Source organism: Synechococcus sp. PCC 7502 (assembly GCF_000317085.1).
In the GTDB taxonomy this organism is placed as follows: Bacteria; Cyanobacteriota; Cyanobacteriia; order Pseudanabaenales; family Pseudanabaenaceae; genus PCC-7502.
Map to the genome: position 1 here is coordinate 3141443 of NC_019702.1, position 13363 is coordinate 3154805.

Annotated in this window: 14 protein-coding genes; 2 read left to right on the plus strand and 12 right to left on the minus strand. The window is 40.3% G+C overall.

The features are described 5' to 3' along the window. Positions 1-177 precede the first annotated feature (177 nt). Positions 178-366 carry a hypothetical protein gene (locus SYN7502_RS15730; protein WP_015169736.1) on the plus strand — a complete coding sequence of 63 codons (189 nt, stop codon included), beginning with the start codon at positions 178-180 and terminating at the stop codon, positions 364-366. On the opposite strand, the gene SYN7502_RS15735 is transcribed toward SYN7502_RS15730, so the two are convergent. The 4 genes from SYN7502_RS15735 to SYN7502_RS15745 are packed head-to-tail and all read right to left on the minus strand — an operon-like array spanning position 350 to position 3267. After that, positions 350-718, minus strand: coding sequence for a transposase (locus SYN7502_RS15735; protein WP_246828904.1), 369 nt, complete (start codon positions 716-718; stop codon positions 350-352). The two genes, SYN7502_RS15730 and SYN7502_RS15735, sit on opposite strands and share 17 nt — an antisense overlap. Positions 719-756: 38 nt before the next feature. Beyond that, the gene (locus tag SYN7502_RS21095) at positions 757-918 is read right to left on the minus strand and encodes a hypothetical protein (RefSeq protein WP_246828903.1); all 162 of its coding nucleotides are present in this window, start codon (positions 916-918) and stop codon (positions 757-759) included. Beyond that, positions 872-1183 (minus strand): transposase, encoded by a 312-nt coding sequence (locus SYN7502_RS15740; protein WP_015168135.1) that lies wholly within the window; start codon positions 1181-1183, stop codon positions 872-874. Before SYN7502_RS15740 ends, SYN7502_RS21095 begins: the two co-directional genes overlap by 47 nt. A 53-nt stretch (positions 1184-1236) precedes the next feature. Next, complete coding sequence (locus tag SYN7502_RS15745; RefSeq protein ID WP_015169737.1) at positions 1237-3267, minus strand: amylo-alpha-1,6-glucosidase; 2031 nt, start codon at positions 3265-3267, stop codon at positions 1237-1239. A 171-nt stretch (positions 3268-3438) separates the two neighbouring features. On the opposite strand from SYN7502_RS15745, the gene SYN7502_RS15750 reads away from it, so the two are divergent. Continuing rightward, complete coding sequence (locus SYN7502_RS15750) at positions 3439-4461, plus strand: DMT family transporter (RefSeq protein ID WP_015169738.1); 1023 nt, start codon at positions 3439-3441, stop codon at positions 4459-4461. A gap of 9 nt (positions 4462-4470) precedes the next feature. On the opposite strand, the gene SYN7502_RS15755 is transcribed toward SYN7502_RS15750, so the two are convergent. From SYN7502_RS15755 to SYN7502_RS15790, 8 genes are all read right to left on the minus strand, one after another. Continuing rightward, positions 4471-7098 carry an MGH1-like glycoside hydrolase domain-containing protein gene (locus SYN7502_RS15755; RefSeq protein ID WP_015169739.1) on the minus strand — a complete coding sequence of 876 codons (2628 nt, stop codon included), beginning with the start codon at positions 7096-7098 and terminating at the stop codon, positions 4471-4473. A 131-nt stretch (positions 7099-7229) separates the two neighbouring features. Continuing rightward, on the minus strand, positions 7230-7580 hold the full coding sequence (locus SYN7502_RS18485; RefSeq protein ID WP_015169740.1) for a hypothetical protein: 351 nt from the start codon (positions 7578-7580) through the stop codon (positions 7230-7232). Positions 7581-7686: 106 nt separating this feature from the next. Further along, a complete protein-coding gene (locus SYN7502_RS15765; RefSeq protein WP_015169741.1) occupies positions 7687-9225 on the minus strand; it encodes a GMC oxidoreductase in 1539 nt (512 codons plus the stop codon). 30 nt (positions 9226-9255) lie between these two features. After that, the gene (locus tag SYN7502_RS15770; protein WP_015169742.1) at positions 9256-10080 is read right to left on the minus strand and encodes a hypothetical protein; all 825 of its coding nucleotides are present in this window, start codon (positions 10078-10080) and stop codon (positions 9256-9258) included. A gap of 44 nt (positions 10081-10124) precedes the next feature. Next, a complete protein-coding gene (locus SYN7502_RS15775; protein ID WP_015169743.1) occupies positions 10125-11195 on the minus strand; it encodes a VOC family protein in 1071 nt (356 codons plus the stop codon). Positions 11196-11279: 84 nt separating this feature from the next. After that, on the minus strand, positions 11280-11639 hold the full coding sequence (locus SYN7502_RS18490) for a hypothetical protein (RefSeq protein ID WP_015169744.1): 360 nt from the start codon (positions 11637-11639) through the stop codon (positions 11280-11282). Between the two features lie 120 nt (positions 11640-11759). Continuing rightward, positions 11760-12554, minus strand: a complete 795-nt coding sequence (locus tag SYN7502_RS15785) for an MIP/aquaporin family protein (protein ID WP_015169745.1) — start codon at positions 12552-12554, stop codon at positions 11760-11762. Beyond that, positions 12533-13339 carry a glucose 1-dehydrogenase gene (locus SYN7502_RS15790; protein ID WP_015169746.1) on the minus strand — a complete coding sequence of 269 codons (807 nt, stop codon included), beginning with the start codon at positions 13337-13339 and terminating at the stop codon, positions 12533-12535. Before SYN7502_RS15790 ends, SYN7502_RS15785 begins: the two co-directional genes overlap by 22 nt. Positions 13340-13363: the final 24 nt, after the last annotated feature.

The window sequence follows — 13363 nt, forward strand, 5'->3', positions numbered from 1 at the left end:
CTAGAAGATTATCTTTAGGGAGAACAACAGTATGGATGCGCAAAAATTTTACCGAATTCAACAGTTCAAATGACTTGGGATTATGATGAAGAGGCTGACGTTTTATATATTTCTGTCGGTCAGCCAACCGAGGCGATTTCGATTGATATAGGCGATGGAACTTTGATGCGATAAAAAATGGAAAAAGTAATTACCAGAATTAACATCAAACAACAAACTACTGATTTTCAATACTGGCAACAACAAACACCCCAAAAGCGACTAGAAACCCTCGAACAAATTCGCCGAGAATATCATCAATATAAATACAATGCTCAACCAAGACTTCAAAGAGTTTATAGAGCCTGTTTCATATCTCATGAGTAGCAATTCTTTTTAGCATCAAGCGAATAAAGCAAAGATTGAGTTTAGCTGTAGCATTAACGAGAGTTCTCTCAAAGTTCTTAACTAAGATTTTGCATCTTTCAACCCAAGCATTTGACCTTTCAATTACCCACCTTGTCGGCACAACTACAAACCCAGACAGACCTTTTTCTGCCTTCTGTTGCTTTGATACCTTAGGAGAAATTTCAAACCTAATCTTAGTCATAATCTCAGGATAAACCTTCTGTAAATCAGTCGTCAATTTTTCGATATGATAACCACTATCCAGCAATATCGTAGTTAGCGTAATGTCATCTGGCTTCGATTTGAAGTAATCAATGTTAAACGTTAACATCTCAATCAGTCCTTGGTCATCTGATACATTTGCTCTTGTTAAATACCCAGAGTGTCAACGGCTAAATGTCTTTTGATCCCGTTAGTTGCTTTGTAGGAGCAGAAGCCCTTGGATTCTATACTTGCATTACAAGTATTTTTCACTGCTTGTGAGTCAATGATGATTAAAGTTGTCCATTTTGATTTTTTTTGACTGTTCACGGGCTGTTGAATGCAAAGCTTCCATAATCGCAGTAAATGTACCTGTATCTTTCCACTCCTTGTAGTATCGATACACTGTAGAGAATGGTGGTAAGTCTCGGGGCATATCTCGCCAATTACAGCCGTTTTTGAGTTGGTAGAGTATGCCGTCTAAAATTTGTCTTTTTGTCCAAGTTGGCGGTCTAGTTTGCTTTTTCTTTGGGAGCAATGGTTCTATAATTTCCCATTCTTTATCTGTTAGGCTACTTGAGTATGGATTTAGCATTTTCTAAGCATCATAAATCTTGCTCATAATAAATATGAAACAGGCTCTATACCCTAGGTACGACTCCGCTTAATAGCTACCCATGTTTGCAATACTTCTGCCACAGTCCAAGCTTGAGCAATACAGCCTTTTGCCGTCATTGGGGCATTGCCATCAAAGATTTCACTCAAACTTCCTATTCCTATAGATTTAAGATGATGGGACATAGGTTGCAGTAGCTTATAGGCTTGATCTGGGTTTTGATAAATGCGTAAATGTGCCCGAATGTATGCGCCTAATAGCCAACCCCATACTGTACCTTGGTGATAACAGCTATCACGCTGTAACGAATCTCCTTCATAATATCCGCAGTACTGAGGATGGTTAGGTGAAAGAGAACGTAAGCCATAGGAAGTCAAAAGCGATCGCCCACAGACATCAACTATACTTTTTTGTTGAGAGGAAGTTAATAAAGGGGATTTGGGAAGGGCAACCGCAAAAATTTGATTTGGACGCAAAGAGTCGTCATTACCGTCGGTATTTAAGACATCGTAGCAGTAGCCTTTAGACTCATGCCAAAACTGTTGAAATCCAATCCTAGTATGTTCTGCTAGGTTTTCATATAATTCATGAGGTTTACCTAAGCGTTGGGCGATCGCTGTCATCGTAGTAAGTGCGCAGTACCACAGAACATTAATTTCAATCGGTTTACCAATGCGGGGCGTTACAACCCAATCTCCGACCTTAGCATCCATCCAAGTCAACTGGACACTATCTTCCCCAGCATAGAGCAGTCCGTCACTATCAACGTGAATATTATAGCGGGTACCCCTACAGTGCCAGTCAATAATCTCCTCAAGGGCAGGAAAAAGTTGTGCCAATAATTGATCATCTTGAGTTACAGCATGGTAAGAACGGATAGCTTCAAAGTACCAAAGGGTGGCATCCACAGTATTATATTCTGGCTGTTCGCCTTGATCAGGAAACCGATTTGGGAGCATTCCTTGATCGAGATATTGGGCAAAAGTGATGATAATGGAACGAGCAATTTCAGGATGACCAGTTGCCAATGTTAGCCCCGGCAAGCTAATCATGGTATCTCTGCCCCAATCTGAAAACCAATGATAACCAGCGATGATAGTTTTGCCGTTAGTTCGATTAGTCCCTTCTGATAATTGACTGAATCGTTGCGGACGTTCCACAATAAACTGATTGGCGGCAAGGACTATGTGTTTAATCCAACTTGGAGCAGATTGAGTATTGATCTTTAAGTAATCAGCAGAATAAAAAGTTTCTAAAAGTTTAGCTTCACGATCGCTTTGAGATTGTAGAGCAGATTTTCCATAATGTTTGCTTTTATCTAAGGCATTCACTTCTGTACTAGCAGTAAGGATTAAAGTCTCACCCATATTTAGTTCTACGGTAAAAGTAACCGCATGGAGATGATCTTCGTAATTTCCTAAACCTCGTTCTCTTTCAATTGCCAGATCGAATCCTTTATACCAATCGTGATGAATAGATAAATTACCGCGATCGCTAAAAAGATAAAAAGGCATGGCGGAGGAAAAAGCCCGAATACACACTTCCTGACCAAGCACATCTAGCTGCATTTGCCAATTATTAGCTACCGTAGTGTGGTGATAGTCACGATAATTTACCAGCGCTTTAATTGTAAGAGTAATGGGAGCAGTAGCTCGTTCTAGGTAGTATTGAATATAGGTAGTATTTTCTCCATGCTCCATCCAAACCCGTTTTTGGAGTAAAGCATCAGCACAGGCATAGTTCCATCTGGGGATAGTGCCCTCGAGGGTAAAGCTTTCAATATTAAGATAACCTAAGGGATTGATAGTGCCATCTGCCCAACGATTAGTATGCAGTGGATAGAGGTGACTTTGATATTCTATTGTTTCATCAAGTTTGGTAACTAGAAGCGATCGCTCTAAGGGAGGGTTTAAAGCAGCTATTAATAATCCATGATAGCGACGGGTCAGAGTACCCGAAATTGTACCAGAAGCATAGCCACCAATGCCATTAGTGACAAGCCATTCGTATTTTTCGGCTAAGGAGCGATCACCACATACTTCTCGTCCAAATTCGATAGTCATGGTTTCAAATCCCCAATTAAGAATTCTATGAGATGAATCCAGTCTAAAGGATGGATATTAAATCATTATTAAAGGAGTATAGAAACATTAGCGAAATTACCAGATCATAATCCTCAGCAAAAATTCATTTTGATCGTCTTAAATCAAAGTATATCTAACAACATATTCACAATGGCTGCCGAATTCTCTGGGGTTTTAAATCCCAAATCCCATTCTTCATCTAGAGTATTTTTACTGGTTGGGACAATAATATTTGGAGCTGCTAGTGCAGTCAGTCGAAAGTTACAAAAACTAGGGGCAGAAAATCCTATTCACGGTAGAAATCCCATTTCTTTTTGCAATACTCTATTTGTCGGCAATCTCTGCGCTCTATTTATACTATCGCTGATCTATTGGCAAGAATTAAAGCTTAATAATCTAAAGAAAATCTGTCTAAAGGACTGGGTTTTAATGATGATTACGGCAATTTTAGGGGGAACTTTGGCACCGTCATTGATTTTTGCTGCTCTAGATCAAACCCTAGTCAATAATGTGATTTTAATTGGGAGAATTGAGCCTTTAATTGTCTTAGGGATCGCCCTATTTATTTTAAAGATTAAAACTAATGCTTGGGTAATCGCAGGAGCCGTCACCAGTTTTATCGGCATATCATTAATAATTTTACTTCAACAAACTAATGGCATTATGTTTGGCAAAGGTGAAGTATTAACTATTATTGCCGCATTATGTTTGGCGATCGCAGGCAGTATTAGTAAAATGACCTTAAATCATATCTCTTTAGGGATTTTCACAGTATTTAGAATGTTAATTGGAACCTGTGTATTTGGAACTATTGTAGTTATTTTATTTGGATTCCACCATTTTAGCGATATTTTTTCACCGTTTCTATGGGAATGGATGCTAGTTTATAGTGCCGTAATTGTAGTCATGGGACAGTTATGCTGGCTGATGGGAATCAAGAAATCTAACCTAGCTGAAATTTCTCTATTTAACTCTTGCCATCCGATCGCAGGTATTCTCAGTGCTTATTTAATTTTAGGTGAAGCTCCCAACACAGCCCAGTATATTGGTGGTAGTTTTATCCTCTTAGGAGTTGGGCTTGGACAAATTGGGGTAATAGCCCAAAGTCAAAAAGTTAAACAAAGTTATTCAGCGATCGCCATGACTATGGAATCTGGCTTCCGAGGACTCTAACCGATGACTTTAAGTATGTTCTGTTAACTGCTGAATTAATTTTGCTACTAGCCCAGTCCACCCAGTTTGATGACTTGCTCCCACCCCTGTCCCATGATCACCATGGAAGTATTCATAAAATTGAATTAAATCTTGCCAGTGGGGATCGGTTTGGAATTTTTGATTGCCATTATTGACAGGGCGATCACCATTAGTATCTTTGCTAAAAATATTAATTAAGCGTCGAGATAATTCCACCGACACATCCCATAGAGTCATCATTTGACCAGAGCCAGAAGGGTACTCAATTGTGAAGTCATTGCCATAGTAGTGATGGAATTTTTGCAGGGATTCGATAATTAAAAAATTTACTGGCATCCAAATGGGACCACGCCAATTAGAATTTCCCCCAAATAGACCACTGGAAGATTCAGCAGGTTCATAATCCACCCGATACTCACTGCCATTTGTGCGCCAAATATAGGGATGGGAACGATGATATTTAGATAAGGCGCGAATACCATAATCACTTAAAAATTCCGCTTCATCTAACATCTTTGTGAGAATTCGTTTTAACTTGAAGCGATCGCATATTGCTAATAATCTCCTTGCTTTCATCCCTTCAGATTCCATACAGGCAACGTTATGTGCCAAATCAAAACGATGTTTAACAAACCACTCCAATCTTTTTTGGAAATTGGGAACTTGGGCAATCATATCTGGTTCGAGAATCTGCACCGCAAATAAGGGAATTAAGCCCACAAGCGATCGCACCTTCAGTTTTAGTTGCTTCCCATTTGGTAAATGTAGAACATCGTAGTAAAAGCCGTCGTCATCATCCCATAATTCCGTATTCTCAATCCCAACCTTATTCATCGCATCGGCAATATACAGGAAATGCTCAAAAAATTTCGTAGCAATATCTTCATAAACTATATTCTCTTGAGCTAGTTCTAGGGCGATCGCTAGTAAATTCAAGCAATACATTCCCATCCAACTGGTGCCATCAGCCTGTTCCATATAGCCGCCCGTTGGCAGTTCGGCACTGCGATCGAATACCCCTATGTTATCTAATCCTAAAAAACCGCCTTCAAATACATTCTTTCCTTCCCGATCCTTACGATTTACCCACCAAGTGAAGTTTAGTAATAGTTTATGAAATACTCGCTCTAAAAATTGGCGATCGCCTGTACCATTTTGTTTTTGTTCAATTTTATAAACTCGATAGGTTGCCCAAGCATGGACGGGAGGGTTAACATCACCAAAAGCCCATTCGTAGGCAGGAATCTGTCCATTGGGGTGCATGTACCACTCACGGGTGATTAAATCCAGTTGACTTTTAGCAAAATCGGGATCAATCATAGCAAAAGGAATGGCATGGAAAGCCGAATCCCAAGCTGCAAACCACGGATACTCCCACTTATCTGGCATAGAGAGAATGTCTTCAGTTTCTAGATGAAACCAATGGCTATTACGACCATTCTTACGATTTGGGGATACCATAGGAAAGTCTGGATCGCCATCTAGCCATTTTTTTACAGAAAAGTTGTAATACTGTTTACTCCATAGCATTCCTGCAAATGCTTGACGTTGGATACTTCGCAGATCATCAGTCATTGTAAAGGGCGAAATCTCATGATAAAACTGATTTGCTTCCTCTAATCTCTTGGCAAATATTTCATCATTGATAGAGGCAGCCTCAGCAGCTATATTACTTAAACGCAGATTGACAATTTTAGTAGCCCCCGATGCGATCGCCAATTCATAATGCGCCGATGCTTTTGTGCCTTTTTGTTCTGGATTTACAGCATCCTTCTGACCATGCACAATATAATTATTAATCCCATCTTTGACATATTTAGAACCATTTGCCGCTCCAAATAACTTTTGATAGTTGGTTTCATTATCTGTGAATAGGATTTCTTCACAATTCGGACAATGCAGCCACATCTTATCGAGGTTTGGGCTTTCCGCAACTATGGTAGTCTCGTTAGTTAATGCCAAAAATGGCTTGTCGTCACTATTGTGCCATACCCAAGTATTGCGAAACCACAGCGTTGGTAGGAGATGAATGCTGGCTGTGTCAGGTGCGTGATTGGTAATGCTAATCTGAATGGAAATATCCTGTGGTGAGTGTTTGGCATATTCAATGCTTACATCAAAATAGCGATCGCCTGCAAATACATCTGTATCTAATAGCTCGTATTCTGGTTGATTTCTGCCCCGTTGCTTATTCTCAGCTACTAACTGATCGTAGGGGAAAGGTGCCTGTGGATACTTATACAGATACTTCATGTAGGAATGCGTGGGAGTATTATCCAAATAGAAGTAATACTCTTTGACATCTTCCCCATGATTTCCTTCGTTCCCTGTTAAACCGAATAGTCTCTCCTTAATAATTGGATCAACTCCATTCCATAGAGCGATCGCAAAGCAGAGAATTTGACGATCATCAGAAATACCCGCAATACCATCTTCCCCCCAACGATAGGCACGGGATCGAGCTTGATCATGGGAAAAGTACTCCCAAGCAGTACCATTGTCACTATAGTCCTCCCTTACTGTCCCCCACTGCCTTTCACTGAGGTAGCACCCCCATTTTCTCCAAGGTATGCCATTTCTTGCCTGTGTGAGTCTTATTTGTTCGGGATTAATCATTAGCTAATTAATTACAGTATTTAATTTCTTGGTAATCATGGCTGCAGCACAAAGAACCTATATCTTTACATTTTTCAAAATAATTCAGAATTTAGGTGGAATCAATTACAAAAGTTGATTAATTAAGTTGGTTAATTGAATAGTGAGAGTGTATATAGTTGAGCAGTAACTCCCTTTATATATGCCTCATTATTTAGGTAGGATGTAGGAAGTCTATTAGTTTTGACTGCTGCTTTTACAACATCTTCCCCAGAAAGCTTTCCACTTCTAAAGTCCTGCATCAAGTTACCTTGAGATTTAATCCCTTGCTGTTCAAAGTATCCCTGAAATGCCAAATACGCAAGATTGAATGGGGTTAAAGATACCATCATTGTAATCTCTGCCATGGGCATCTCATTATTTACCTGAGCTTTAGCGGCTGGGGCTAAAGTTGCTGTGGAAAGGAGAAGAGTAGGAAGAAAGGCAAAAAACAGTTTTTTCATGGCTTAATTGTTAGTTGAATAATTGATTAGATAAACCAAGTATTAACGTCTAATCTAAATTTACACTGAGGTCAAAATGAGGTCTGGATTAACTTGTGCTGAAAAATTAACCTATCCTCTCTTTAAGGTGATCCCCAACTCGTAAAGCATTGGCGATAATAGTCAAAGTTGGATTCACAGCCGCACTGGAAGGGAAAAAAGAACCATCGACAACGTAGAGATTATGGACATCGTGGGTACGACAATTGACATCTAAAACTGAACTTTTGGCATCTTCGCCAAATCTACAGGTGCCATTTTGATGAGCCACGGCTGCGATCGCTAGTTTTTTACGAAAATAGAGAGAACAGGGCAAAATTGAATCACCGCAGTTAATAGATTTAAGCACCTGAGTCCATCTGTTCAATAATCGATCAAAGGCTTCAGTATTATTTTCCTTATAGTTAAGGTGAATCGTTCCATTTTTAACAGTAACTCGATTATTGGGATCGGGTAAATCTTCGGCGGTAATAAACCAGTCAACAGAATGATGGGCAATCTGGTCTAAAGCCATTGTAGGAGCAAACGCAGGAGCATCCAAGGCAATCATATCCTTATTCACTTTACCTAACAGTTGAATTAATCCCATAGGATAATTAAAGTTTTTCTCACCCCAGTAAAAATCAAGGATAGCTAAGGTTTTTTGAAACTCACTGGGATTTGGTTTGGGAGTCAAGCCGATGATTGCTCCATGTTGGTGTTTCATAAAGTTTCGACCCACTTGGTCAGAACTATTTGCCAAACCGTTAGGATGTTGATCATTGGCAGAACGCAGTAACAACGCCGCCGAGTTAATGGCTCCACAGGCAACCACGACAATATCGCTAGAGAAATTAATAACTTGATCCTGTAGTTTGACCTCAACACTTGAGACCTCTTTCCCTGATAGACTTGTATGTAATTGTAGAACTTCCGCTTCTGTAATTAGGGTTACATTATCTTGGGCGATCGCTGGACGAATACAGTTAATATCAGCATCACCTTTGCCATTCACCAAACAAGGAAACCCATCGCAAGTATTACAGCGAATACAAGCTCCTAAGCGACGACTGACTTCATTTAACTTAATTGCAAGGGGTAAATTAATCGGATTCAATCCTTTTTTTTGTAAGTCATCATGGATTTCTTGGATGCGTGGCTCATGGGATACAGGAGGATAGGGATATGGTGATGCAGTTGGAGGTTCGGTGGGGTCTTGTCCTCTGAGTCCGTGTACATCATAGAGTCGTTCGGCTTCCGTATAGTAGGGTTCAAAATCTTTATATTTAAGCATCCAAGCTGGGGATAATCCCCCTTTATGTTCTACTTCTTCAAAGTCTTTTTCCCTTAAGCGCAGCAGTGCAGCCCCATAGACCTTCGTGTTTCCACCCACCCAATATCCAGTTCCAGGATGAATTTGATTGCCATTGCTACCGTCATACCAAATTTCAGAAGTATGATAGCGATCTTTTTTGTAAACTTCCACCGTATCCCAGTTAGCCTTTTCCTGAGGGAGAAATGTGCCTCTTTCCAAAATCAGAATTTTTTTGCCAGTGGTTGCAAGGCGATAAGCAAGGGTACCCCCGCCCGCACCCGTACCAATAATAATCACATCATAATGTTCCATAGTTTTAGCATTTCTAATCTTTTAATTAATCTAAGGGAATTGCTTGCAAATAGCGATCGCCGAATCCAGAAAAGTTCTAACTTGATCCATACCTGTGGAAGGATCACCAAATTGGGATGCTGTAAGTACCGCCCCAACCCAATGATCAGTGTGCCATTTGCCATTGCCATCAAGTCGAGGAAGATAATCTATAGCTTGGGGATAGGGATAGCAGGTAACATACCAGTAGGGTTCTCCATAGCTGCGATCGCCTGGAGAAAGTCCGACTCCTATGGTTACAGGTTCTCCAGCAATTTTTGTCACAGGTGAAATTAAGGTAGCAATATCAAAATGATGGGGCCATATCCGTATTGGTGAAGCAAGAGGTTCCCCTATGACAATTTCTCGCAAAGTTTGATTGGCACTCTCAAAATACTCCCCTAAAGAAGTGGACTGGGGCAGAAGTTTAAAGATGCCGTTTCTTGCAAGTTCACTATCAGGGAAATCATCGGGTGGATAGACAATGGGAATAATTTGTTCTGACGATTTTCCCAAAGCTTTAACCACGCTTCTAGTCCAGTCAAAGGCATCCATTAAGGTATGACCAGCAAGGGCAAAAGTTGCAACAATATGGCGGCGATCACTAATAACGGCAAGGGTTAATGTCAGAGGATCGAGGGCAAATTGATAAGACTGCAAAGATAAAATGCTTTGGGTTGTAAACCCCGACCAGTGATCCCAAACCAACGCTAGATGACTAGAATCGGGCTGGAGTTTACAGAATGCGGCAGCCACAGATGATAATGGCTGAATTGCATAGTGAAGTTGAATTCTAGCTAAAACCAGTTCTTGATAATTAATTTCAGAGCTAACCATTTAATTTAAGATTTCAATTAACATTTCTTTTAATACTTCGTAAGTTATCTTTCAATAATTCGTAAAGCATGACCATCGGGGTCTCTAATCAAAAAACCACGCTTAAACCCCAGAGATTGGTTTGGAATCCCAATTACATCCGTTGAGATCATTTTTGTCCCCTCCGAACGTAATTTTTGAGCGATCGCCAAAATATCTTTGACAATTAAGGTGGTTTGCCAATGCAGAAGGTCATTTGCTTGAGCATCAGCAGGAAAAGGACGACCATCACCAGGGGTAAGGTAATTCAAAAATTCAATACCCATGCCAGAACTTGATCTTAATCCACTAATCTGCAACCTTGCCCCAAATACATGGTTTAGGTATTCTTGTTCAATCCCAAAATTCTGACTTTCTCCCACCAACCGCAAGCCCAGCAAATCACGATAAAAGCGTAAGCTACGATTAGTATCCCCAATAACGATCGCCGTATGATCAATCCCCAAGAATATAGATGAAGACTTCCCCAAGTTTTGCCATTTGCGATCGCCCTTACCTTCGGGAAAGAAAATTAATTCTAAATTATGTCCATCAGGGTCTTTAAAGTAAAAAGCTTGAATGCCAGCCGCCACTTTATTAGAACTTGGAATAGTCTGAGGAGCGGTCGAAGCATACTGAACTTTGAATTGACGCAAAATAGCATAGGCTTTATCCATGTCACTAACAGCGATCGCAATATGCTGAAACCATCGATCATTACTGCGGGAGTCAATGGGGATTGGTTTTCCTCTTGGTGTCAAATATTCCGTTAATTCCAGAAATTCATCACCCAAGCGGAGCTTCACCACTCGCATTCGCACCCCAAATATGCCCTGTAGGCGATCATAGGAATTTCCCCAAACTTCAGTATCAGAGATTTTCTGGAAGGAAATAACTTCAGTATAAAACCTTAGAGATTTGTCCATATCTGAAACCGTAATTCCGATCGAATCCACAGATATTTCTGATTCGGATTTGACGTTGATCGAACTTACAGAAAATCCTTCTTCTGCCTTCGCAATCGGAGGGGTTGGAACAGAAACACCCCATGAAAGTGAGAATAAAATTGGTAATACTAGTTGATGAAACCGCAGCATATAATTTAGATGACTGTGGAAGTGATAATATTAAGTCCAAAGAGCATTTATAACCCTATCGAGTTTATGAAGGATCACAGGAACTTAATGTTGTCTAAACATCGTTTTTAATTGATCAGCGACGTTATTCATGTATCCCACATCCCCCAAAGCCATAGGGGAAACTCGATTTGCCTTAATTCCAGCCTCTACTAGTTGCTTAGCAGTAACTTTACGGCTTTGAATTGCCATTGCCAATTCTGTACCACTTGGAATATTTTGATCTTCAAATAAGCCTTGATATGCCAGATACGCCAAAATGAAAGGAGAGACACTAACATTAGGATTAACCTGTGCCATAAGATTAGAGACTTTGTTACCTATAACTCCAGCATGGGCGTTGGAAATCGCAATATTGGTTGATAGTAATAGAGCAGGTAAAGAAACTAAAAGAAGTTTTTTCATGATCGTAGTTCAGAATATATTTTTTCTTCCCTTCACTATTAACTAAAAACATGAAATCCTGCTGAAGTAAAAGTAAGAGCGAGATAAATACTTACTTAAAAACTTAAAATCATGGCGAGATTATAGTTCACAACTCTTACAACAACTAGAACTCAAGCAAGGTGTAGAAGTATTTGGGTAAAGTTTACAGCAAATTTGGGAGTGATATTTTTTCCTGCCTAAACGTAGATATAACTCCGCTGCTAATAGCATTCCTAGAGGAGGAGCTAAAAAATAAATCCACTGGCTCTGCCATATCTGAGCTACCATTGCGGAACCCAAACTGCGGGCAGGATTGATACTCATACCTGAAATTGGAGCTTCAAAAGTGATATAAACTGCTACTAAAATTCCTGAAAATACGCCTGTTAATTGTGAAAGTTGTGATTGATTGACCTGCAAAACCATGATCATTAAGCCAAAGGATATAAGTAGTTCTGCCAGAAAAGCCCCAAATTCTCCTGCCACTCCTGGTAAGGTCACAATATAGTTAACCGCTGGATCGGCGATCGCACCACCAATTAAGACTCCTGCAACCCATACCCCTAAAATTCCCCCAAAACACTGAAAAAGTACATAGAAAATGGCATCTAAGGTGGGGATTTTCTGAAGTCGCCAAAAAGTTAACGTCACCGCAGGATTTATATGCGCTCCAGATCGCTTGCCCCAAGGTGAATAAATAATCGTAATTGCTGTTAATCCCATTAATATGCCAATTATAAATCTGCGAATTAGTGGCTCGGCGATCGCCTGACACAGAGGAGAACTAGGAAGTTCAAAGATAGCTGTCGCTAAGGTTGCTAAAACCATGAATATTCCCAAACCAACAGCCTCAATCCAGTACTCAATCCGAATTACTGCTCTTGATAGTTCCAAAGCAATCCCCCATCCACAAATAACGTGGAACCAGTAATATAATCGGCATCAGAGGAAGCAAGAAATGCCACCATAGCTGACACATCCGCAGTTTGTCCTAATCGTTTTAGGGGGATATTGTTCAGCAAAGCACCCAATTTTTGGGGATCATTGAGTAGATTAGTATTTATGGGCGTTGTAATTGCGCCGGGGGCAACGTTATTTATTGTGATCCCAAGACCACCAAGTTCCACCGAGAGATTACGCATCATCATCTTTAATGCTCCTTTACTAGCACAGTAGGCAGTAAAGTGAGGAAATGGTAACTCCTCATGGACGGAACTAATATTTATAATGCGCCCACCTCGCTTGTCCGTTTTAATTTGGTGCTTCACAAATGCTTGAGTTGCAAAAAAGACACCCTTGAAGTTAATATTCATAACTGCTTCAAAGTCCTGCTCAGTCACATCCCAAAAATCAGCATGCTTTTCAATGCCAGCATTATTGACAAGAATATCAAGGGTACCAAAATGTTCAATGCTTTGATCAATCAGTCGGCGCACATCCTCAACCATACCCAGGTCAGCACCGATACTGTAGCCTCGATCATTATCACAAAATCCCTCTGCCATCATACATTCTCCACCCAGAGCTTTGATCTCTTTTAGGGTTTCTTCGGCTCCTTGGGGATTAGAGCGATAGTTAACAATAACCTTGGCTCCTTCCTGTGCCAATCTCACCGCAATGCCTTGCCCAATTCCGCCACTACTCCCAGTAACTAAAGCAACCTTACCATTCAGTTTCATTGTTTTTCTCCCTAAAAGTTAGTG

What these genes read in the sequence shown, in the direction of transcription:
- SYN7502_RS15730 (WP_015169736.1), top strand. Translation starts at nt 178, where the DNA reads ATGGAAAAAGTAATTACCAGAATTAACATCAAACAACAAACTACTGAT.
- SYN7502_RS15735 (WP_246828904.1), bottom strand. Translation starts at nt 718, where the DNA reads ATGTTAACGTTTAACATTGATTACTTCAAATCGAAGCCAGATGACATT.
- SYN7502_RS15740 (WP_015168135.1), bottom strand. Translation starts at nt 1,183, where the DNA reads ATGCTAAATCCATACTCAAGTAGCCTAACAGATAAAGAATGGGAAATT.
- SYN7502_RS15745 (WP_015169737.1), bottom strand. Translation starts at nt 3,267, where the DNA reads ATGACTATCGAATTTGGACGAGAAGTATGTGGTGATCGCTCCTTAGCC.
- SYN7502_RS15750 (WP_015169738.1), top strand. Translation starts at nt 3,439, where the DNA reads ATGGCTGCCGAATTCTCTGGGGTTTTAAATCCCAAATCCCATTCTTCA.
- SYN7502_RS15755 (WP_015169739.1), bottom strand. Translation starts at nt 7,098, where the DNA reads ATGATTAATCCCGAACAAATAAGACTCACACAGGCAAGAAATGGCATA.
- SYN7502_RS18485 (WP_015169740.1), bottom strand. Translation starts at nt 7,580, where the DNA reads ATGAAAAAACTGTTTTTTGCCTTTCTTCCTACTCTTCTCCTTTCCACA.
- SYN7502_RS15765 (WP_015169741.1), bottom strand. Translation starts at nt 9,225, where the DNA reads ATGGAACATTATGATGTGATTATTATTGGTACGGGTGCGGGCGGGGGT.
- SYN7502_RS15770 (WP_015169742.1), bottom strand. Translation starts at nt 10,080, where the DNA reads ATGGTTAGCTCTGAAATTAATTATCAAGAACTGGTTTTAGCTAGAATT.
- SYN7502_RS15775 (WP_015169743.1), bottom strand. Translation starts at nt 11,195, where the DNA reads ATGCTGCGGTTTCATCAACTAGTATTACCAATTTTATTCTCACTTTCA.
- SYN7502_RS18490 (WP_015169744.1), bottom strand. Translation starts at nt 11,639, where the DNA reads ATGAAAAAACTTCTTTTAGTTTCTTTACCTGCTCTATTACTATCAACC.
- SYN7502_RS15790 (WP_015169746.1), bottom strand. Translation starts at nt 13,339, where the DNA reads ATGAAACTGAATGGTAAGGTTGCTTTAGTTACTGGGAGTAGTGGCGGA.